This is a genomic window from Cohnella laeviribosi DSM 21336 (assembly GCF_000378425.1).
Lineage (GTDB): Bacteria > Bacillota > Bacilli > Paenibacillales > Paenibacillaceae > Cohnella > Cohnella laeviribosi.
This window is the reverse complement of sequence record NZ_KB899823.1, coordinates 38,193-59,047: the sequence shown is the minus strand read 5'-3', so window position 1 is coordinate 59,047 and position 20,855 is coordinate 38,193. Positions and strand designations below refer to the sequence as shown.

At 60.0% G+C, this 20,855-nt stretch carries 16 protein-coding genes and 1 pseudogene; 9 read left to right on the top strand and 8 right to left on the bottom strand.

What is annotated here, in order from left to right:
• Positions 1–14 precede the first annotated feature (14 nt).
• Positions 15–875, top strand: coding sequence for a DUF421 domain-containing protein (locus F560_RS0112150; protein ID WP_019006007.1), 861 nt, complete (start codon positions 15–17; stop codon positions 873–875).
• A 42-nt stretch (positions 876–917) separates the two neighbouring features.
• On the opposite strand, the gene F560_RS0112145 is transcribed toward F560_RS0112150, so the two are convergent.
• The 3 genes from F560_RS0112145 to F560_RS0112135 form a co-directional block, all read right to left on the bottom strand.
• The gene (locus F560_RS0112145; protein WP_026298239.1) at positions 918–1,913 is read right to left on the bottom strand and encodes an ABC transporter ATP-binding protein; all 996 of its coding nucleotides are present in this window, start codon (positions 1,911–1,913) and stop codon (positions 918–920) included.
• A 68-nt stretch (positions 1,914–1,981) separates the two neighbouring features.
• Positions 1,982–2,773 carry an ABC transporter permease gene (locus F560_RS0112140; RefSeq protein WP_019006005.1) on the bottom strand — a complete coding sequence of 264 codons (792 nt, stop codon included), beginning with the start codon at positions 2,771–2,773 and terminating at the stop codon, positions 1,982–1,984.
• Positions 2,770–3,543 carry an ABC transporter permease gene (locus tag F560_RS0112135; protein ID WP_019006004.1) on the bottom strand — a complete coding sequence of 258 codons (774 nt, stop codon included), beginning with the start codon at positions 3,541–3,543 and terminating at the stop codon, positions 2,770–2,772. Before F560_RS0112135 ends, F560_RS0112140 begins: the two co-directional genes overlap by 4 nt.
• Positions 3,544–5,195: 1,652 nt before the next feature.
• On the opposite strand from F560_RS0112135, the gene F560_RS0112130 reads away from it, so the two are divergent.
• Positions 5,196–6,995 carry a glycosyl hydrolase family 18 protein gene (locus F560_RS0112130; RefSeq protein WP_019006003.1) on the top strand — a complete coding sequence of 600 codons (1,800 nt, stop codon included), beginning with the start codon at positions 5,196–5,198 and terminating at the stop codon, positions 6,993–6,995.
• Positions 6,996–7,108: 113 nt separating this feature from the next.
• Positions 7,109–8,638: a carbohydrate-binding protein gene (locus tag F560_RS0112125; RefSeq protein ID WP_019006002.1), complete on the top strand. Its 1,530-nt coding sequence runs from the start codon at positions 7,109–7,111 to the stop codon at positions 8,636–8,638.
• A gap of 90 nt (positions 8,639–8,728) precedes the next feature.
• Here F560_RS0112125 and F560_RS0112120 read toward each other — a convergent pair whose 3' ends face one another.
• The gene (locus F560_RS0112120; RefSeq protein WP_019006001.1) at positions 8,729–9,514 is read right to left on the bottom strand and encodes a YheC/YheD family protein; all 786 of its coding nucleotides are present in this window, start codon (positions 9,512–9,514) and stop codon (positions 8,729–8,731) included.
• Positions 9,515–9,696: 182 nt separating this feature from the next.
• Between F560_RS0112120 and F560_RS0112115 the strand changes: the two genes are divergently transcribed.
• Genes F560_RS0112115 through F560_RS0112105 form a run of 3 tightly spaced genes read left to right on the top strand, consistent with a single transcriptional unit; the run spans position 9,697 to position 12,930 of the window.
• Complete coding sequence (locus F560_RS0112115; RefSeq protein WP_019006000.1) at positions 9,697–10,977, top strand: AMP-binding protein; 1,281 nt, start codon at positions 9,697–9,699, stop codon at positions 10,975–10,977.
• Between the two features lie 10 nt (positions 10,978–10,987).
• Entirely contained in the window at positions 10,988–11,965 is a 978-nt protein-coding gene (gene sbnA / locus F560_RS0112110; RefSeq protein WP_019005999.1) for a 2,3-diaminopropionate biosynthesis protein SbnA, read from the top strand.
• Positions 11,962–12,930, top strand: a complete 969-nt coding sequence (locus tag F560_RS0112105; RefSeq protein WP_019005998.1) for a hypothetical protein — start codon at positions 11,962–11,964, stop codon at positions 12,928–12,930. Before sbnA ends, F560_RS0112105 begins: the two co-directional genes overlap by 4 nt.
• Positions 12,931–13,025: 95 nt before the next feature.
• On the opposite strand, the gene F560_RS0112100 is transcribed toward F560_RS0112105, so the two are convergent.
• From F560_RS0112100 to F560_RS0112090, 3 genes are read right to left on the bottom strand one after another with little or no spacing between them, the layout of a single operon-like run.
• Positions 13,026–13,655 carry an ABC-2 transporter permease gene (locus F560_RS0112100; protein ID WP_019005997.1) on the bottom strand — a complete coding sequence of 210 codons (630 nt, stop codon included), beginning with the start codon at positions 13,653–13,655 and terminating at the stop codon, positions 13,026–13,028.
• Entirely contained in the window at positions 13,648–14,514 is an 867-nt protein-coding gene (locus tag F560_RS0112095) for an ABC transporter ATP-binding protein (protein WP_019005996.1), read from the bottom strand. Before F560_RS0112095 ends, F560_RS0112100 begins: the two co-directional genes overlap by 8 nt.
• 6 nt (positions 14,515–14,520) lie before the next feature.
• Positions 14,521–14,901, bottom strand: a complete 381-nt coding sequence (locus tag F560_RS0112090) for a GntR family transcriptional regulator (protein ID WP_019005995.1) — start codon at positions 14,899–14,901, stop codon at positions 14,521–14,523.
• 195 nt (positions 14,902–15,096) lie between these two features.
• On the opposite strand from F560_RS0112090, the gene F560_RS0112085 reads away from it, so the two are divergent.
• The 3 genes and pseudogenes from F560_RS0112085 (at position 15,097) to F560_RS0112075 (ending at position 18,309) form a co-directional block, all read left to right on the top strand.
• A complete protein-coding gene (locus F560_RS0112085) occupies positions 15,097–15,678 on the top strand; it encodes a beta-class carbonic anhydrase (RefSeq protein ID WP_019005994.1) in 582 nt (193 codons plus the stop codon).
• Between the two features lie 243 nt (positions 15,679–15,921).
• Positions 15,922–17,398 (top strand): annotated as a pseudogene (locus F560_RS24200) (protein adenylyltransferase SelO).
• A 152-nt stretch (positions 17,399–17,550) separates the two neighbouring features.
• Positions 17,551–18,309, top strand: a complete 759-nt coding sequence (locus F560_RS0112075; protein ID WP_019005993.1) for a 3'-5' exonuclease — start codon at positions 17,551–17,553, stop codon at positions 18,307–18,309.
• A 91-nt stretch (positions 18,310–18,400) separates the two neighbouring features.
• On the opposite strand, the gene F560_RS24650 is transcribed toward F560_RS0112075, so the two are convergent.
• Entirely contained in the window at positions 18,401–20,842 is a 2,442-nt protein-coding gene (locus F560_RS24650) for an S-layer homology domain-containing protein (protein WP_019005992.1), read from the bottom strand.
• Between the last annotated feature and the right edge of the window lie 13 nt (positions 20,843–20,855).

Genomic DNA, 20,855 nt, shown 5'->3' with positions numbered 1-20,855 from the left:
AAAGGGGGATAACGGTGCCGAATAACTACGAAATCGTCTGGCGCTCTTTAGGCGCGATGGCTATGCTGTTTCTCATGACGAGAATTTTGGGCAAAAAACAAATCTCGCAGCTGACGTTCTTCGAATACGTGCTCGGCATCATTCTCGGCGAGTTGGCCGGCTTCATCTCCACCGACGTCGAAGCCAACTTTCTTCACGGAACCATCGCCATGCTCGTCTGGTTTACCGTACCCTTTGTGTTCGAACTGCTTACGCTGCACAGCAAAGGGCTGCGGCGTTTGTTCGAAGGCAAGGGCCGCGTTGTGATCAAAGACGGCAAAATTATGGAAGACAACCTGAAAAAAGAACGGCTTACGGCGGACGAAATGCTGGAGCAGCTCAGGACGAAAAGCGTGTTCAACGTAGCCGATGTCGAGTTCGCCGTGATGGAGACCAACGGAGAGCTCAGCGTTTTGCTGAAGAAGGACAAGCAGCCGGTTACGGCCAACCAGCTCGGCCTCCGCACCGTCAATGAGGTCGAGCCGCAAACCGTGATTATGGACGGCAAAATCCAGGACGAGCCGCTGGCCACGCTTCAGCTTAGCCGGGAATGGCTCATGACGGAGCTGGAGAAAATCGGGGTCACGCTCGACAACGTGTTCCTTGGCCAGGTCGACGCGTACCAGCAGCTTTATGTCGATCTGTACGACGACAAGATAAGGGTGCCGGCCCCTCAGGGCAAGGCGCTGCTGCTGTCCACGCTGAAAAAGGTTCAGGCGGATCTCGAGCTGTTCGCCTCGGCCACGCGCGACCCGGCCGCCAAAACGATGTACGGGCAAAATGCCAAAGCGCTTGCGGGCGTCATCGAAAATGTGAAGCCGATGCTTCAAAGCTGACCCCCTTGCGCTCTTTTTTCGCTGCTTGGCAAAGAGGGGCCTTTACTTGGCGGGTTCATAAATTTCATGGACGATATCCTCGAAATCCGGCTCCTCCACCAGCACATCGTCCACTTCCCCCCATTCGCCGAGGGCGCGCAGCACGTCCAAGACGCGGGTTTCGGTGCGGTTGCAGCTGACCGTCAGTTCCCGTTCCCGCCTGCCGGCGATCCGGAACGGCCGCGGCTGCGATGCCCACAGCTCCGCATCGGGCAGCTTCGGTTCCCGGCGGTAGACAACGCGGATCAAGGTCGGCATGCCGATGCGCCCGCGCAGCTGCGCCATGCCGCCGTCGAAGATCAGCTCCCCGCGGTTGATGACGAGCACACGGCGGCACAGCTGCTCGATGTCGTTCATGTCGTGCGTCGTCAGCAGCACCGTTTTGCCCAAATGCTCGTTCAAAAACTTCAGATGCGCCCGGATCTGGCGCTTGGCGCCGGCATCCATGCCGATCGTCGGCTCGTCGAGCACGAGCAGCTCCGGATCGTGGAGCAGCGCGGCGGCCAGATCGCCCCTCATCCGCTGGCCGAGCGACAGCTTGCGCACCGGCGTGTCCCAGAAATCGCGGAACGAAAGCGCTTCGTTCAGCCGGTCCAGTTGCCTTTCCTTCTCGCTGCGGGTCAGCCGGAACATCGCCGCCAGGATGGCGAAGCTGTCTTTGAGCGGCAAATCCCACCAGAGCTGCGTCCTTTGACCGAAAACGACGCCGATGCGTCTGGCGACCGGTCTTCTCTCCCGCTGCGGGCTCCGCCCGAATACCAGCACTTCGCCTTCGCTTGGGTGCAGGATGCCGCACAGCATTTTGATCGTGGTCGATTTGCCCGCTCCGTTCGGTCCGATAAAGCCGACGAATTCGCCCCGCTCCACGGCAAAATCGAGACGCTTGACCGCCTGCACCGTCCGCTTCTCCCGGGAAAGCAGCGAACGGACGGCGCCGAATCGGCCCTCGCGCGGCACCGAAGTCCGGAACGTTTTGGCGAGCCCTTTCACTTCCAGTATGGCATGCCTGTACCTCCTATCCCTTTTGCATATGACTCCCGATTTTTTGAGCCATGGCGCTTATACCGTTACGTTCCCGTGCTTTGATATTTGGCGACGCCGATTCTCCACAACCATAGGGCGGCCGCCAGCGACAAAGCCGCGACGGCGCCGGTCAGCGGCAGCGTCCATCCGCCCCATTCCCCCTTCACGATGTGCATCGCCGGCACATAGTTGATGAACCCGAACGGGATGGCCGCAAGCAGCAGCGTCCGCAGCCAATCGGGAAACAAACTGAGCGGCAGCTGGCAGGCGGTCGTCGTCGCATTGTCCGTCAGCACCGACAGATCCTCCACCCGCGTAATCCAAAAGCCGATCGCCGCGGTCGCAAGGCCGACGGAGAACATAATGACGGTGCCGGTCGCCAGGATGAACAGCGTCTGCGGCAGAATCCACGGCGTGACCCGACCTTCGCTTAACAGGCGGGCGATGCATACGCCGAGCACGGTCAAGCTTTGCAGCAGCTCGCCTCCGACCATCCGCGTCCGGGACGTGATGACAGCGAGCAGCAGCGGCATCGGCCGCAGCAGCAGCTGGTCGAGCTGCCCGTTCACCAGGTAAGGCTCGAAGTTGTTGATGGCCGACCCGAACGCCCGGTACACGTACTTGGCCGTCATCAGAACGCCGTACAGGTAGCCGATTTCCCATACGCTCCAGCCCTTGATCGACCCGAACGCGTTCAGCACGACGGCCAGGCCGAGAAATTCCGCGACCGTTACGACCGAAGCCAGCATCGTCATCAGCACGAAGTTCAGACGGTACTGCATTCTCGCTTTGACGTTCATTTTGTATAAAAGCCAGCAGATGCCCATCCACGTCATCCGCCCTGCACCTCCACTTTGCGCCTGACCAGCTTTGTCGCCGCAAGCGCCCCGGCCGTAAGCAGAAGGCACCAGAGGAACGGAACGAGCAGCGTGTCCGGCCCGGCTTTGCCCATATAAAGTCCGGCCGGAACAGAGTGAAAGATCGGGTAGGGCGAAGCGCAGGCGACCGCCTGCAGCCAGTCCGGCATCCATTGAAGCGGCATCAGAAACCCGGACAGCACGAAATTCAGCGAATAGTTCAGCAAATGAAACCAGCGTCCTTCGACCGTCCACAGCGACGCTACGCCGATTCCGTAGCCGATGCACAAGGCGGAATAGACCGCCATCAGCAGCGCCGCGGCCGTCCATAGCCAGACGGCGGGTTCCCGGGGAGCCGCAAGTCCGAACATCCAATCGTAGATGAAGAACAGCGGAAGCGCGGTGAATATCGCGTTATAGGCGATCGAGCCCGCCTCCCTCCCGGCGGCGAAGACGAACAGATGGACCGGACGGGCGAGGTCGAGTGCGATCTGCCCCGTCCGTACCCGTTCTTCCAGCCCGAGTCCGTATTGGGTAAACGTCAGCCAGAGGATCACCTGGTTGAAGGCGATATATCGGACCATGCCTTCGGTGCCGTACTCGCCCAGGGGATCCTGTTCGCCGATGCCTTGCCAGATCGCCACGTAGATCATGCCGAAAATCACGCTGGCCGCCGTTCTTACCGCATGGGAAGCGGAGTATTGAAGCCGGCTTCGGACCATGCTTTTGGCCAGTATCCACAGAACCAAAGGGATTCCTCCTTCGTTGTGCAGTTTAAAGCTCCCGCGCGACGAGCAAAAAAATCTTACCAAAGTTGGAGAAAAAGACTAGACTTTTCTTTATCTTCATGTTATTCTAATATTATAGATGGCGAGGATATATAGTTTTAGCCCTCAGTTGATTTGCTGAGCCTCTGCTTAAAGTCTGTCAAAAATCCGCATACGCGGCTTTTTTTATTTTCCGGACGTATGTTCTGGCCTTACCAGTCGGAACTTAGCTAACCGAATCAAAAAGCTTGCGCAGCCCAACCCGAAGCGGCGTTCGGGGACGGCTGCGCAAGCTTTTTTTTGAGACCGACTTATTTGCCACCTTTTTTTGAAGGTCATGTTCGGGACGGCTTCGGAGCCGTCTTCGTCGGGGCACGATCCGGCAAATGAGCGAACCCGCGTTCAAACGGGCAACCTACGCTGCCGTTGGGCATGAAGACGGGAACGGACGGGGACTCCCCGCTTCGAGGCCCGTTCGCAACGGAAGTTCCGTTCGGAGGAAGCCGCCCCGGCCCCGAGCCGCGGCGTGCAGCCGTCAAGTAGCCCGTCCAGTACCCTTCTTTGCCGCCAACCTCGCTGCTAACCCGCCATGTAGTCCGTACAGTACCCTTCTTTGCCGCCAACCCCGAGGCTAACCCGGCATGTAGTCCGCCCAGTACCCTTCTTTGCCGCCAACCTCGCTGCTAACCCGTCATGTAGTCCGCCCAGTACCCTTCTTTGCCGCCAACCTCGCTGCTAACCCGCCATGTAGTCCGCCCAGTACCCTTCTTTGCCGCCAACCTCGCTGCTAACCCGTCATGTAGTCCGCCCATTACCCTTCTTTGCCGCCAACCTCGCTGCTAACCCGTCATGTAGTCCGCCCATTACCCTTCTTTGCCGCCAACCTCGCTGCTTACCCGTCATGTAGTCCGCCCAGTACCCTTCTTTGCCGCCAACCCCGAGGCTAACCCGCCATGTAGTCCGCCTAGTATCTCTCATTGCCCCCGAGCGGCAGCTATATTGGATTTTGTTCAGGATGCCGACTCCTTTCGCCCCTTTCCGGGCCGTATGTTGGATTTTATTCAATGAAAGAACCCGAGAGCCTTGCCGATTCGGCTTCTACGGGTTAAATGACTGGATATATCCAACATAGACCGGCTGCCGGCGCCTGAGCGGTGAATTTGATTGGATTTTTTCTAATATAGACGCATAGCCGAAGTTGCGGCATGGCCACAGTTGCGATTATAACCACGGTAACAATATAACCGGAGCTTCGATTACAGCCATGGTTGCGATGAACAAATGACAGCCGCTTCGTCATCCCGGCCAACTTCGGCCGCTGCCGGCTTGCCGTTCCCGATTTTCGTTTCGGATACAACGCGATTCTTGGAAAGGGGTATCCCAAGTTCGACGGAGCGTCTGGAAATGCTTGTTCGTTAAAAGGCCGACCGTCGTTTTTGCCCTATAACGATTCTGCCAATAAGTCTGCCATAGGCGTTTAAATTTTATCTGAAAATTCAGATTTATACCCCTCGTTATATGAATTTATCCCTTTCAATCTTCCATCATTTGACAGAAAATAGAATTGAAGGAGGTGGTGAAGAAAGAGATTTATAGTTTTGGTGAATTCATTAAATATCGAAGGAGGAAAAGTAATGAACGTTCGGGTCCGGTTTCTGCGGTTTCGTGCTTCCGTGTCGTTGCTCCTTATGGCTTCATTGATTTTTTCCATTCTATCGTTTCAGGAAAAGACGGCTTCGGCTGCCGGCGAATCCAACTACAAGATCATAGGGTACTACCCTTCCTGGGGCGCGTACGGCCGGGCCTATCACGTGTGGGATATCGACGCATCCAAGGTGACCCATATCAACTACGCGTTCGCGGACATTTGCTGGAACGGCATTCACGGCAATCCCGACCCGACGGGACCGAATCCGCAAACGTGGACCTGTCAGGACGAGAACGGAACGATTCAGGTTCCCAACGGTTCGATCGTGCTCGGAGACCCGTGGATCGACGCGCAGCAAACCAACCCGGGAGACTCGTGGAGCGATCCGATCCGCGGGAATCTCAAGCAGCTGATCCTGCTGAAGCAGGCCAACCCCCATCTGAAAACGATCATCTCCGTCGGCGGGTGGTCGTGGTCCAACCGCTTCTCCGACACCGCCGCCACCCAGCAGACGCGGGAGAATTTCGCGAATTCGGCCGTGAACTTTTTGCGGAAATATCAATTCGACGGCATCGACCTGGACTGGGAATACCCGGTCAGCGGCGGCTTGCCGGGGAACGGCTACCGCCCGGAGGACAAGCGGAATTACACGCTGCTGCTGCAGGAGGTGCGCAATAAGCTGGATGCGGCCGGGGCGCAGGACGGAAAGCATTATTTGCTTACCATCGCCGCGGGAGCCGGCCCGTCCTTCAGGCAAAACACCGAATTGGCCAATATTGCCGGCATCGTCGATTGGATCAACATCATGACCTACGATTTCAACGGAGGGTGGCAGAGCATAAGCGCCCACAACGCCCCGCTTTACTACGACCCGGCGGCTTCCGCGGCAGGCGTGCCCGATGCGCAGGAGTTCAACGGGGCGGCAGCCGTACAGGGCTTTCTGGACGCCGGCGTGCCGGCCGCCAAAATCGTGCTGGGCGTTCCGTTCTACGGCAGGGGCTGGAGCGGCTGCGCCAACGCGAACAACGGGCAATACCGAAGCTGCACGGGAACGCCTCCGGGCACATGGGAAAGCGGCGTTTTCGATTTTACCGACCTCCAGAACAACTACATCAACAAGAACGGCTATACCCGGTATTGGAACGACACGGCCAAGGTGCCCTATTTGTACAACCCGGCGAACGGCAATTTCATTTCGTATGACGATACCGAGTCTCTGGGCCACAAAACCGCCTTTATCCAGTCGAGAAGCTTGGGCGGCGCGATGTTCTGGGAATTCAGCGGCGACCGGAACCGGACGCTTCTGAACAAGCTGAGCGGCGACCTGCTGGGCGGAGGCGGCGGTAACCCCGATCCGGGCGGAGACACGACGGCGCCGACCGCTCCGGCGAATCTTCGCGTAACGGGCAAAACGTCGACCAGCGTCAGCCTGGCCTGGAACGCGTCATCGGACAACGTGGGCGTCACGGGGTATATCGTCAAGTACGGCGGCAGCAGCGTGAACGTGACCGGAACGACGGCGACGGTCGGCGGACTTGCCTCGGGAACGAGCTATACGTTCACGGTGCAGGCGAGAGACGCGGCGGGCAATATTTCGCCGGCGAGCAACGCGGTGACGGCGACGACGGACGCCGCGACGGGCGTACAGCCGTGGGCGCCGGGCGTTTCTTACAGCATTAACGATCAGGTCACGTATAACGGCGTCGTATACCGCTGCATTCAGGCGCATACGTCGCTGACGGGATGGGAGCCGCCCAACGTTCCGGCGTTGTGGCAGCCGGTCTGATAAAGCGGCCTTGCTTCGGCGTTCCTAGCCGAAGCAAGGCAACCCGGCGGAATCGGAACGCGATGCCTTGATGACTTGCTCCAAACGGATCAACGTTTAAGGAGGAGAAACGGATGAAACGCGTTTTCGCCATCGTGCTTTCCTTTGTTCTTCTAGGTTCATGGTTTCTGACCCGGCCGCAATTGCCGGCGGCCCAAGCGGCGGCCCTTCCAAGCAAAATCCTGACCGGATACTGGCACAACTTCGATAACGGGTCCGGTTCGATCCGCCTGCGGAACGTATCGGCGAATTTCGACGTCATCAATATTGCCTTTGCGGAGCCTGCCTCCAGCGGAAACGGAAGCATGGCTTTTGCCCCCTTTAATGCTACGGTTCAGCAGTTCCGGGACGATGTCGCCTATTTGCAAAGCCAAGGCAAAAAGGTGCTTATCTCCATCGGGGGCGCCAACGGGACGGTCGAGCTGACGGATGCGGCCAAAAAGCAGCAGTTCGTCAATTCGATGATTCAAATCATCGAAACGTACGGATTCGACGGAATGGACATCGATCTGGAAGGAAGCTCGCTTTCCCTGAATCCGGGAGATTCGGATTTCCGCAATCCGACCACGCCGAAAATCGTGAACCTGATCGACGGCACGCGGCAGATCATCCAGCACTTCGGCCAGGATTTCGTGCTGACGATGGCGCCGGAAACGGCCTATGTGCAGGGAGGCATGTCGGCATACGGCGGACCATGGGGGGCGTATTTGCCGGTCATTTACGCGCTGCGGGATCAGTTGGACGTCATTCACGTCCAGCATTACAACTCCGGCCCTTTGACCGGGCTTGACGGACGCAATTACGCGCAGGGAACGGCGGATTTCCACGTGGCTATGGCGGAAATGCTGCTGCAAGGCTTCCCGGTGGCCGGAAGCGCAAGCAACACGTTCCCCGCGCTCAGGCCGGATCAGGTTGCGATCGGACTGCCGGCGTCGCCGCAAGCGGCCAGCGGCGGGTATACCGCTCCCGCCGAAGTGCAGAAAGCGCTGGATTACTTGATCAAAGGACAATCCTTCGGCGGCGCCTATACGCTGCGCAAGCCGTCAGGGTATCCGGCGCTGCGCGGATTGATGACCTGGTCCATCAATTGGGACCAGTACAGCGGCTTTCAGTTTTCCAACAGCCACCGGGCTTATCTCAACAATCTGGGCGGAGGCGGCGGAAACCCCGATCCGGGCGGAGACACGACGGCGCCGACCGCTCCGACGAACCTTCGCGTGACGGGCAAAACGTCGACCAGCGTCAGCCTGGCCTGGAACGCGTCATCGGACAACGTGGGCGTCACGGGCTATATCGTCAAGTACGGCGGCAGCAGCGTGAACGTGACCGGAACGACGGCGACGGTCGCCGGACTTGCCCCGGGAACGAGCTATACGTTCACGGTGCAGGCGAAAGATGCGGCGGGCAATATTTCGCCGGCGAGCAACGCGGTGACGGCGACGACGGACGCCGCGACGGGCGTGCAGCCGTGGGCGCCGGGCGTCGCCTACAGCGTTAACGATCAGGTCACGTATAACGGCGTCGTATACCGCTGCATTCAGGCGCATACGTCGCTGACGGGATGGGAACCGCCCAACGTTCCGGCGTTGTGGCAGCCGGTCTGATAAAGCGGCCTTGCTTCGGCGTTCCTAGCCGAAGCAAGGCTCATTCTATTATGCAAACCGGGAAGGCTTGCCGGCTTCTGATATGCCGGTTCAGCCTTTTTTGGCTTTTGTAACCTTCAGATTGCATATACGGCCGTAGCCCCGCGCCAACCTGACAATCCTGCGCAGCATGGACGGATCGTCCAGCAGAACGAACGGCCGCGGGTCGGGCCGAGTATTCACCTCGAGAATCCAGCTTCTCAGCTTCCCGTCCACCGCAATATCGAGCCCCAGCTCGTTCATTCGCGGATAGGACCGGGCAAATTGCTTCGCCGTCAGCCTCGCCAGCCTGGCGAAGCCGCGGATCAGCCGTTCGGTCTGCCGCCTGCCCGCCTGGCTGACCAGCACCTCGTGAGCGGAACGGATGCTGCCTCCTTGACTTCCGTTCGTCACGGCTTTGCGGGGATGGGCAATGCGGGCCAGCATACCCGTCACCTCCCACTTGCGGACGCGGTTCCGCTGGATCACGACCCGAAAATCGACCGGCCTTCCCGATATCCGTATAACGCGTATGCCCCGCTGCGCCAAGTACGGCCTCTTCCCCTTGCGCCGGACGATCCAGCGAAACGCCTGGCCGCTCGTCGCAAACCGCGCAACCCTCGTGCCGGCCTGCACGGCAACGCCCTCGCTTCCCCTGCGCTCCGCGCGCATGACGCCGATTCCGCACGATCCGTTCACAGGCTTGACATAGACGAGGCCGTAACGTTTCAGCATTCGTTCAAACGCGCATCTGTCCAACCGCCTCGTATCGGGAATATGAGCTTTAAGCGCAGCCGAGCCTTTGATGATCCGGGTTTTCGTCCATTTGTCCGTTATCGTTCTGCGTCTGCTCCTCATCGCCGCTCCCCCCTCGGCCCGCTCCGATCCGGTCTGCGAAGCCTTTACCCTACCCTATGGGATTTTTCCCCGAAAGGAAGTACGCATGCCCACAGCAGCCGGAACGGCGAACCATCCCAACGCAGGCACATACACTGGGAGAAGACGATAAACGGTCTAGTTGAACCGCCGGAGGGAATTGAATGCTGAACAGCGGGCAATTGCAGCGCAAACTGGAGCGAACGCTGCTCGCCTTTCCATGGTACGGTCGGCTGCTCGGACATACGCGGGCGGCAACCGCGCTCTCCGAACTGCCGCTTCTGACGGCCGAAACGCTGGAACGGTTCTACTACACGCCCGGCAATCCGCTGGAACGGCAGCCGAACCTTCATGCGTACAGAACGTCGGGCACCAGCAGCGGATATCGGAAAACGATTTATTATTCCGACGAGGACGAAAGGCGTTACGCGGAAATCAAATCCGACATCTTTGCCCGATTTTTGCGCGCAGGCGAAGAAGTCGGGCTTGGCAGCCTGCGCACGGCATTGTCCGATATGGGCACGGGCCATGCCGCCGATACGGCGGCAGACGTGTTCGCGCGCATCGGCCTGCAGGCCGAATCGGTTTCGTTTCGGCTTCCGGTCGAACGCCATCTCGAGCGGCTGGAAGCGGTACGGCCGCATGTCTTGTATACGATGCCGTCCATTCTTGACCGACTGCTGGCGGCGGCGGAACGCCCAAGCCGCCTTGGCATCCGCAAAGTCATTCTCGTCGGCGAGCCCGCTCCCCCCGCATGGCTGGAGCAAGCCGCGTTGCGGCTCGGGATTCGAACGGAAGACATCATGGATACGTACGGCTCGATCGAAATCGGCACCATCGCTTACTTCTCCCATGAGCACGGCCGTTATCTGTTTGCCGAAGGCATCGAAGCGGAAGGATGGCGGCCTTCGGCCGAGCCGGATTTTCGGGGCTCCGCAGGTCTGGAAGCCCTGTCCGGCGCGGGGGACGGGCTGGAGGAAGACGAATGCGTGCTGGTGCTGACCTCGCTTGCGCGCGATATGTTTCCCGCCCTGCGTTACGTGACGTACGATGTCGTGCGCGATTTTCGCCCGATCCGGGTGAACGGGAGCTGGCGCCCGAGCTTTCGGGCGCTCGTCAAACGGCTCGGGCCGGAGCTGAAGCACGGAGAGAAGATCAGCGTGTACGATATCGAGGACGTGGTATACCGCCATGCGGAGCCTTCGGCTGCCGTCCGCGTGCACGTCGCGGACAACAAGCTGCGGGTGCGCATCGTCGGCGGCATAGGCGACCTCGGGCGGCTGGCAGCCATCGAGCGGGAACTTGCGAACCGCATCCCCGAGATCGGGGCGATGATCCGGGGCGGATTGCTGGAAGCGCTGAAGGTGGAATACGTGCCGCAGGATGACGGGACGGCCGCCTGGGCGGACGGCGGGATCAAACGCAAGAAGATCTATTACGATTGAGGTGCCGCCAATGAACGCCTTGGACGGACTGCTTTCCGCCATTGGCCGGACGCCGCTCGTCCGGCTGGCGCGCATGTTCGCGGACGCGCCTTTCCGGGTGTACGCCAAGCTGGAGATGATGAATCCCGGCGGCAGCGCCAAAGACCGGCCGGCTCTGCGCATGATCCGCGACGCCATCGACCGCGGCCTGATCGGCCCCCGAACGACCGTCATCGAATCGAGCTCGGGCAACTTGGCGATCAGTCTCGCTCTCATCTGCAAGTTCTACGGGCTGCGGTTCGTCTGCGTCGTGGACCCGCGCACCACCTCCGCGCACCTTAGGACGCTTCGCAGCCTTGGCGCGGGCATCGAGACGGTTCGCGAGCCCGATCCGCTGACAGGCGAATATTTGCCCGCCCGCATCAAGCGGATTCGCGAGCTGCAAGAGGAGCTCGGCGATTGCTGCTGGCCCAACCAGTATGCCAATCCGGCCAGCTATTTGGCGCACTACGGCTCGACGATGCCGGAGATTTTGCGGGAATTGGACCGCATCGACTATTTGTTCTGCGGTGTGAGCACGTTCGGAACGCTCCGGGGCTGCGCGGAACGGTTGCGCGACGAGGGCCTGAGCACGCGCGTCATCGCGGTGGATGCCGCCGGGAGCGCGATCTTCGAAAGCGGCGGCTCGGCCGTGCGCCGCCTGCCCGGTCTGGGCGCGGCAATCGTACCGCCGCTGTGCCGACGGGAGCTGGCCGACCGCGTCGTCCACGTGACCGACCTCGACTGCGTCGCGGGCTGCCGCGAGCTGCGCGACACGGAGGCGATTCTCGCCGGCGCGTCGTCGGGCGGCGTCGTGACGGCGATCCGCCGGATGCAGGTCGACATTCCGGCGGATTCGGTCTGCGTCGCCATTCTCCCGGACCGGGGCGACCGGTATTTGGACACCGTATACGACGACAAGTGGGTGTCCGCTCTGCCCGGAGCGTCCGCGGAGGGGCTTGTCCGATGATCTATTTGAACGACCGGGACATCCGGCAGCTCGGCATCGATTGGCCGAAGCTGGTCGAAACCGTCGAGCATGTTGCCGCGCTATTGCAAACCCGCGAAACGGTTCAGCCGCTCAAGCCATATTTGCGCTTTGGCGATCCGGCCAACCGCATCATCGCCATGCCGGCTTACGTCGGAGGCAACCTGCGGGCGTGCGGCATCAAGTGGATCGCGAGCTTTCCGGGCAACCGCTTGCGCGGATTGCCCCGCGCGCACAATACGATCGTGCTGAACGATCCGGGTACCGGAATGCCGCTCGCCATTTTTCAAAGCGGGCTTCTCAACGCGCTGCGAACGGCCGCCGTCAGCGGCGCCATGCTCCAAAGCTGGCTGAAGCGGCGGCCGGGGCGGAACGTGACGGCCGGCATCGTCGGATGGGGGCCGATCGGCAGGGCCCACTTGTCCATGCTGAAGGCGCTGCTTGCGGATCGGCTCGAATGGACGCTGCTGTTCGACGCGGGCGGAATCGATCCCGCTTCCGTGCCGGACAACGTCCGCGGATCGGTCTCGATCGCGACCGATTGGCGGGAGGCGTACCGACACGCCGACGTCTTCATCACCTGCACGACCGCATCGGAGCGATATATTGACGAACCCCCTCCCCCCGGAACTCTGCTCTTGAACGTGTCGCTCCGCGATTATATGCCGCACAGCGTCCGGTCGCTGAATGCCGTCGTCGTCGACGATTGGCGGGAAGTGTGCCGGGAAAACACCGATATCGAGCGGCTGCATCTGGCCTTTGGCTTAAGCGAGCGGGACGCCGTTACGCTGAAGCAGGCGATTCACGAAAACGGGCTTGACCGGTTTCCGGAGGACGAACCCGTGTTTTTCAACCCGATGGGCATGGCCGCCTTCGATATCGGCATCGCGCACCGCTATTACAAGTTGGCGCTGCGGGACCACGCCGGACTGCCGCTGGAACCGTAAATCCCAAGTCCGCCGGCGCCGAACAGCCCGTCCCTGCGGCCGAAGCCGCCTTCGCTCTCCGCGAGCGGGGCGGCTTCGTTTTCAGGGCGAACGCTTCAGGCGTTCAAATCCTTTTTGCGGAAGATGGCGACGGACAACCGGTACGAAACCAGCAGCAGCGCAAGGCTGCCGATCGGCGGCAGCACCGTCAGCGCCGTCCCGCCGTCAATGGCCCCGCCTCCGTCAAAATGATCCCGCATAACGTCGCTGAACCCGACTATGGTCACCGTCGCCAGAAACAGGACGACATACACGACGAACTGCGCTCCCTTTTGCCCAAACCAGTAATAAAACGGATAGTACAGGGAGAAGAAGAGGAAATTGATCGTCAAGCCGATCGACACGTGAGCGAGCGACCAATCCGTTTCCCTTGCGAGCACATACCGATTGATCAGGTTCGCCGCTGCGCCCAAAGCGAGTCCCAACGCCACGTAATAGAACAGGCAAACGTATTTGGCGAGAACGATCTGCTCCCGGCGCACCGGGAGGCTGCCGATGAGCAGCTCGCTTTTGGAGCGGAGCTCGAGATTGGAAGCGAACGTCATCAGCATCATCGCCGGGAGCGTCGCCAGAAGAACCGTCGAATAGGCCGTCTCGAAGAAAACGCCGAAAACAAGCACGTACAATACGGCAAACAGATGGTAATAGCTTAGAACGAAAAGCTCCTTGCGCACCAGATTAATCATGCCGCCGCCCTCCCTTTGCCGTAAAAAACATAATGTCCTCCAGCGTCGGCCTTTCTACGACCGCCTCGTTTCCGAACAGCCTTACCGCCTCGTCCCGCCGCTCGGTCAAGCCCTCGAACCCGACCGCGGTCTCGCGTATGCCGACGAACAGCCCGCGCACGTCCCGGTCGAGCAGCTCGGGGGAGGCCTTCACCAGCGCGTATTTCTCGAACACCCGTTCTCTCGATTCGTTGAACACCACCTTGCCCTGATGCAAAAACACAATGTAGTCCGCCACCCGGTCGAGATCGGTCGTAATGTGCGTGGAAAACAGAATCGACCGGCCTTCGTCCAGCATGAGATCCGCCAAAATATCGAGCAGCTCCCGCCGGAATACCGGATCGAGCCCTGCCGTCGGCTCGTCCATAATGAGCAGCTCGGCCCGGTGGGACAAGGCGAAGCAGAGGGACAGCTTCATCTTCATTCCCTTGGACAGGCTGCGGATTTTGGCTTTCGGATGAAGCTCGAACCGATGCAAGTATTCATTGAAGCGCTTCTCGTCCCAATGCCTGTAAAAAGGAGCGATCACCCGCTTCATCGCGGCAATCGTCAAATGCTCGTAGTAGTTGCACTCCTCCGAGACGAAGCCGATGCGCTGCCGAATGGCGTCTTCGCTGCGGGGCATCGGCTGCCCGAAGATGCGGATCTCCCCCGCGCCCGGTACCGTCATTCCCATCAACATCCGGATCAGCGTGCTTTTGCCCGCCCCGTTCGGTCCGATCAACCCGGTAATGAAGCCCTGCTTGATGTCCAGCGACACGTCTTTCATGGCGAACCGGGAATACTGCTTGGCCAATCCGCGCACTTCAATGACATTCATGTCGTCTCACTCCTCCTCCTGCCCGTAAAGAATCGCCAATTGCGCCTGCAGCTCCTCCAGTCCGATCTGCAGCGCCCGGGCCTCCTTGATGATTTCAGCCATTTTTTCTTCCAGCTGCCTCAAACGCGCTTCCCGGATGAAAGCCTGGTTGGCGCCGGAGACAAAGGACCCCTTGCCGACGACCGAATCGATCAGCCGCTCCTTCTCCAGCTCTTCGTATGCCCGCTTCGTGGTGATGACGCTGATCTGCAGATCCTTCGCGAGCTGGCGGATCGAAGGAAGGGGCTGACCCGGCGACAGCTCGCCGTTTACGATCGCGTCCCGCACCTGGCGGACGATTTGCAGATACAACGGCTCGTCGGATGCGTTGGATAGGATGATTTTCATAAATCACCTTTGTGATTAGTGTGTATATTATATATATACACTATAGACAAAGAAATGTCAAAACCGCTCGCATAGGGTTCGCGTAAAATCATCAGGGGTGCAGGAGTTGAAAAAGATAGCTTTATTTTCCAGTTCTCATGCGTTAAAATAAAAGAAATCGACTTGGATTAGTATGTTATAGGGAGAGAGGTTAGGATGAGCGAGATCTTGAAGGAAGTGCTGAATGCCAACGAGCAGTATGCTAGCGATTTCGGAGACAAGGGCCGATTGCCTTTGCCGCCTGCGCGCCGCTTTGCGATTCTCACTTGCATGGATGCACGTTTGGACCCTGCGAAATTTGCCGGTCTGGCCGAAGGCGACGCACACGTCATCCGCAACGCGGGCGGAAGGGCCAGCGACGACGCGATTCGCTCTCTGGTGATTTCCTACAAGCTGCTCGGCACGAAGGAATGGTTCGTCATTCATCATACGGATTGCGGCATGGAGCTTTTCACCAATGAGATTATAGCCGATTTGCTGGAAAAGAGTCTCGACACCGCCGTGTACGACGGCGAATGGAAAAATGTCGGGACAACGCCGGGATCGAGCGAAGGAAGAAAAATCGATTTTCTGACGATCCGCAATCTCGCGGAAAGCGTTGTGGAAGATGTCCGGAAGATCCGCAGCCACCCGCTGGTGCCGCCGTACATTCCGATTTACGGTTATATTTACGATGTAAAGACGGGACGGCTGGCGGAAGTTCCTCAAGCGACAGAAGCGGGACGGGCAAGCGCATAAGCCGCGCCAAACCTCCATCAGACGATCGTCCCTTTTCCCTTAACGGCTGCAAAGCCGTTTTTTTGTTTCCGATTTTCCAGCAAAAGCGCAGGAATGTTCCGCAATGCGCGAGACGGTATGCCCGGCCTTTATTTCGAACCCTTTTGGGAAAAGGTATAATGGATGGCAGATGAAAACTTGCAAGCGACGGCCGCGGCTTCGCGATGTTCCGCAGCGATTCGCGCGACGGCAGAAGGAGATGCGATGACTGACAATCAAGGCGCTCGCCATGCAGGATGGAAGTTCGACAACAGCTATGCCCGCTTGCCGGCCTTTTTTTATTCCCGGCTCGACCCTACCCCGGTGCGCTCGCCTCAGCTTGCCGTGCTGAATGTCCCGCTTGCCGCCTCCCTGGGACTGGACGCGCAGGCGCTGCGAAGCGAAGAAGGCGCGGCGGTGCTTGCCGGCAACCGTTTGCCCGAAGGAGCGGAGCCGCTGGCGCAGGCTTATGCCGGGCATCAATTCGGGCATTTTACGATGCTCGGCGACGGCCGCGCGCTGCTTCTGGGCGAACAGATTACGCCGTCCCGGGGAGCGGTTTGACATTCAGCTCAAGGGCGCGGGCGTTACCCCGTATTCGCGCCAGGGCGACGGCCGCGCCGCGCTCGGTCCGATGCTGCGCGAATACATCATCAGCGAGGCGATGCATGCGCTCGGCATTCCGACCACCCGCAGCCTCGCTGTCGTCGCGACCGGCGAGCCGGTCTACCGCGAGACGGCGCTTCCGGGCGCGGTGCTGGCGCGCGTAGCCTCCAGCCATGTGCGCGTCGGCACGTTTCAGTATGCAGCGGCTTGGGGCGCGCCCGAAGCGTTGAAGCAGCTGGCCGACTACACCCTGCGCCGGCATTATCCGGAAGCGGACGAAGACGGCAACCGCTATCTCGCTCTGCTGCGGGGAGCGATCCGGCGGCAGGCCGAGCTGGTGGCCAAATGGCAGCTTGTCGGCTTCGTTCACGGGGTGATGAATACCGACAACATGGCGCTCAGCGGCGAAACGATCGACTACGGGCCGTGCGCCTTCATCGATGCCTACGACCCGGAGACGGTATTCAGCTCCATCGATGTGCACGGCCGTTATGCGTACGGCCGCCAGCCTTATATCGCCGCCTGGAATTTGGCCCGGTTCGCCGAAACGCTGCTGCCGCTGCTCGATGACGACCGGAATCGGGCGGTCGAGCTTGCCGAAGAGGAACTTGCCGCGTTCGGCGAATGGTTCCGCCGCCATTGGCTGGCGGGAATGCGGGCAAAGCTCGGTCTCTCCAACGAAGAGCCGGAAGACGAGCATCTGGCGGAAGAGCTGCTCGCCCTGATGAAGGAACATAAAGCCGACTATACGAATACGTTCCGCGCCCTGACGCACGGGAATCCGGAGGAGACGGCGCTGCACGGCACGGAGGCGTTCGCCCGGTGGCTGGAGCGCTGGCGGGCGAGGGCGAGCCGGCAGCCGGAAGCGGAGACGGTCTCCCGGCAGCGGATGCTCGGCCACAATCCGGCGGTCATTCCGCGCAACCATAGGGTCGAGGAGGCACTGGACGCTGCCGTAAACCGAGGAGACTACCGGGTCATGGAGCGGCTGCTCGCCGCGCTTTCGCGTCCTTACGCGCACACCCCGGAGCAGGAGGAATACGCGGCGCCGCCCGAGCCGTCCGAACGGCCGTACCGGACGTTCTGCGGAACGTGACAAGGCCGGCCCTGAACGCTTGGGGCCGAACCCGTTGGCGAAGCCCTTCGCCGGCTTTAGAATGACCGGCCGGCTGCGCCGAATCGGCATAGCCGCGAGCGCCGTTCTGCTGGTAGAATGAAGATCACGAGCGACAGATCGGGGGCTTTGCCATGGATTACATCGTTTTGGATATCGAGTTCAACGGCCGCAAATTCGCCAGCGACCTGCCGATGGAGGTCATCGAAATCGGAGCCGTGCGCCTGGATCCGGATTTGCGGTTCAAGGACGAGTTTTCGTCGCTGATCAAGCCGGTGTACTTTTCCAAGCTGAACGCCTTTATCAAGAAGAAAACCGGCATCCGGCAGGAGGAAATCGACCGGGCGGACGGCTTTCCCCAAGTCATAACCGACTTCATCGCCTGGCTGGACCGCAGCGAAGAGCGCCTGTTCGTCACCTGGGGCGGCGAGGATTTCAAGCGCATCGTGTACGACACGCGCATGCACAAGCTGGACGACGCCTACTGGCTGGCCCAGGATTATTTCGATTTGCTTAAAGGCTATTTGCGCTACAAAAAGGTGACCAACGACGTCAGCGTCGAAGCGGCTCTCGCCGATTTGAACATTGCCGCGGAGGGCTCGGCTCACCGGGCGTTGGACGACGCGCGCATGACGGCCGAGGTATTCCGGAAAATATACGGCGAGCTGGACTTCACGCTCAAGCAACGGTACAAGGACCGGTTTACGAATGCCAAAGAACGCAGACTCGTCAAAAATGCGATCCGCTCCATGCTGGCGAAAAAAACCGTTCCCGAATGGGAGGATATCGTCGAGCATTACCTGGAAGGCCGGATTCCGCTGGACGATCCGAAAAAGAGGGACGAGCTGCGCCGGTATTTCGGCGAGGAGCTGGAAAAGAAGCGGTCAACGTGAAGGATTTGACGACGACACGGGCGATTTGAACAAAAAAGCCGCAGCATGCCGTAATCGGCCGGCAAGCTGCGGCTTTTTTATATCCGCCAATCTATGGACGCTCCAGCAGCCGGACGATCACCGCGAGCGCTTCCGCCCGCGTCGCGACCGCATCCGGGTCGAAGCGATTGCCGTCCTTCCCTTGAATCAGTCCGGCTTCCACCGCCGCCGCGATTTCCGGCTTCGCCCAGGCCGGAATCTTGGCGGCGTCCGCGAACGGCAGCACCGGATGTTCCTTGGGCGCCAGCTTCGCCGCGCGCGCGGCGACCACCGCGATTTCCGCACGGGAAATGGGGTTGCCGGCTCCGAAGGCTCCATCCGCGTAGCCTTTCATCAGGCCTGCGCTCGCGGCTTTGGCCGCATGCGAACGGGCCCAGGCCGGCATTTGATTCAGGTCGCGAATCGAAGCCGCCGCTTCGGAATCCACGGCTTCCAACTGCAGCGCCCGGCTCAGAAACGCCGCAAATTCCGCTCGCGTCACGATGGCGTCCGGACGGAAGCTGCCGTCTTCGAATCCCTGGGCAATCCCCAGAGCGGCTGCCTTCTCGATCGTCTCGCGCGCCCAATGATGTTGAATGTCGCGGAAGCTCTTCGCCGGCGCGCTCGCGCCGCCGTCTCCGCCGCCCGCACCGGTCGAACCGCCATCCTCCCGGTCCGTCGGCGGCGTTCCCGAGCCCGGGGCCGGAACGACAGGGACGGGGCTGCCGACAGGCGGAGTCGGCGTAACGGGCGGGTCCGGCGGAACTGGCGCAGCGGGCGGATCCTCCTCTTCTCCGTTCTCCGGCACCGCCGAAGCTTTAAACGCCGCAACCGCCTGCTGCAAAGCTGCCGAAGCTGCGTCAATTTGCGGCCGGGTTGCGCCCAGGTTATTCGCCACCGCCTTCGCGCTGTCGATCGCCGCCCGGAAGGACGCGACGGCGTCGGCCGGATATTGACCCGGACCGGCCCCTGCCGAGGCTCCGTCCAGCAGCGCTTGCGCCTCATTCGCCTGCGCGGCCAACTCATCGAGCAAATCCACGTTCAAGGTCAAATAGACGGAATTCGTGACAGAAGGTTCTATCGTGTTGAATTTGACATATACGATACCGCTAATGTTGAGCGTACTACTGCGGTTTACGTCGATTTGGCTCACCAACGTATCGCTTTCCGGATTGGCGCTGATGGGAATAACGGCATTTTCGCTGCTGAGAAACGCAAATTCCCCCGTCGTCGCCGGACGTTTATATTTTATGCTCGCGGTATCCAGATTCGAAGCCCGGTTCCAGGTCACGCGGGCGTACAAATAGGTGTCGGATTGCAGCAGCTCCGCGGTATCCGAAACGTAATACGCCAGCTTGGAAACGGAGGGAGCGGGAACGACGCTGTCCAATAGCGCCACATGAATCGTTTTGGACGTCGTTTTTTTGTTTTTGGCCTTTTGGAGAGCCGAGGATAAGTCCGCAACCGCTTTGTCCACTTGCGGAATCGTAGCGCCCGGATTCGAATAGACGGACTCGGCTGACGTGATGGCGTTTCTTAAGGCCGTATCCGAACCGACGGGATGTTCGCCGGCCGACGGAATTCGTGTGTCGCCGCTTGCGCTCCCGAAGATGACCATCTGATTCAGATACTCGGTGGACTCGCCGATGATTTGTTGGAGCGGCGTTCTGTCGATCTTGACGCGCAGCAGCTCGTAATTTTCCAGAGCGAGAACCAGCGAATCGTACGCTTTCGAAATCGCTTCCGCCGCGGCGTCCGGATCGTCCGCCGTCTCCCGGGCGGCTGCAATCGCCGAATATAGCGATGTCTTGGAGCCGGGATAATAGAGACCGTCGCTCAAGCCTTCCTCCGTGGTGTCATAAACCTGTTGGGCGACGGACAGCTTTTCGTTCAGCTGATCTTTGGTAATGTTCGCCGAACCTTTCTCTCCGCCGCTGCCGGCCGGGACGATCGGAATGCCGGTGGTATCCAGCAGCAGTTGGGCATTGTACCAATGGTCATACGCAAACGGCTGCCCCCCCAAAAACAAGTCCTTGATCACAATGTGCATCAGAAGCTCTTGCTTTTTCGTAATGTCTTCGACGGGAAGGCTGATCGTGCCGTAATAGCCCTTTACTTCCGTCGGCACGCCGGGAACCGGCCCTCTGTCCGTAACCGTGTGGTCCTCGGCGGAAATCAGCGTAGCCGGCGTGTAGTCATCGGCGTCGGCGCTCTTCTGCCTGCCGGGTTTCAGAGAGCCCCAGAATGCGAACCAGTCGTAATTGTTCCATTTGCTGACGAACTCGTACTTGCCGTTCTTGACAATCAGCTTTCCGGGTCCCGGCTCCAGATACGCCGAAGCGTACGAATCTTCTTCCGAACCGTCCTTCAAAATCCGAAAATGGATCGGGTACTCGCCATCCGGCACGGTAATCGCGGCGGCCGCCCCGGCTTGGCCTGCGCCGCCCGGGACTAAGGACAGCACGATGGCGAAAGCCGTCAGCAAGGCGAAGACTTTGCCCAATTGCTTGTTCAACGTCTATACGCTC

Bases quoted from the DNA above. Each gene is read 5' to 3' on its own strand.
- F560_RS0112140 (WP_019006005.1), bottom strand. From the start codon at position 2,773: ATGACGTGGATGGGCATCTGCTGGCTTTTATACAAAATGAACGTCAAA.
- F560_RS0112130 (WP_019006003.1), top strand. From the start codon at position 5,196: ATGAACGTTCGGGTCCGGTTTCTGCGGTTTCGTGCTTCCGTGTCGTTG.
- F560_RS0112125 (WP_019006002.1), top strand. From the start codon at position 7,109: ATGAAACGCGTTTTCGCCATCGTGCTTTCCTTTGTTCTTCTAGGTTCA.
- F560_RS0112120 (WP_019006001.1), bottom strand. From the start codon at position 9,514: ATGAGGAGCAGACGCAGAACGATAACGGACAAATGGACGAAAACCCGG.
- F560_RS0112115 (WP_019006000.1), top strand. From the start codon at position 9,697: ATGCTGAACAGCGGGCAATTGCAGCGCAAACTGGAGCGAACGCTGCTC.
- sbnA (WP_019005999.1), top strand. From the start codon at position 10,988: ATGAACGCCTTGGACGGACTGCTTTCCGCCATTGGCCGGACGCCGCTC.
- F560_RS0112105 (WP_019005998.1), top strand. From the start codon at position 11,962: ATGATCTATTTGAACGACCGGGACATCCGGCAGCTCGGCATCGATTGG.
- F560_RS0112100 (WP_019005997.1), bottom strand. From the start codon at position 13,655: ATGATTAATCTGGTGCGCAAGGAGCTTTTCGTTCTAAGCTATTACCAT.
- F560_RS0112095 (WP_019005996.1), bottom strand. From the start codon at position 14,514: ATGAATGTCATTGAAGTGCGCGGATTGGCCAAGCAGTATTCCCGGTTC.
- F560_RS0112090 (WP_019005995.1), bottom strand. From the start codon at position 14,901: ATGAAAATCATCCTATCCAACGCATCCGACGAGCCGTTGTATCTGCAA.
- F560_RS0112085 (WP_019005994.1), top strand. From the start codon at position 15,097: ATGAGCGAGATCTTGAAGGAAGTGCTGAATGCCAACGAGCAGTATGCT.
- F560_RS0112075 (WP_019005993.1), top strand. From the start codon at position 17,551: ATGGATTACATCGTTTTGGATATCGAGTTCAACGGCCGCAAATTCGCC.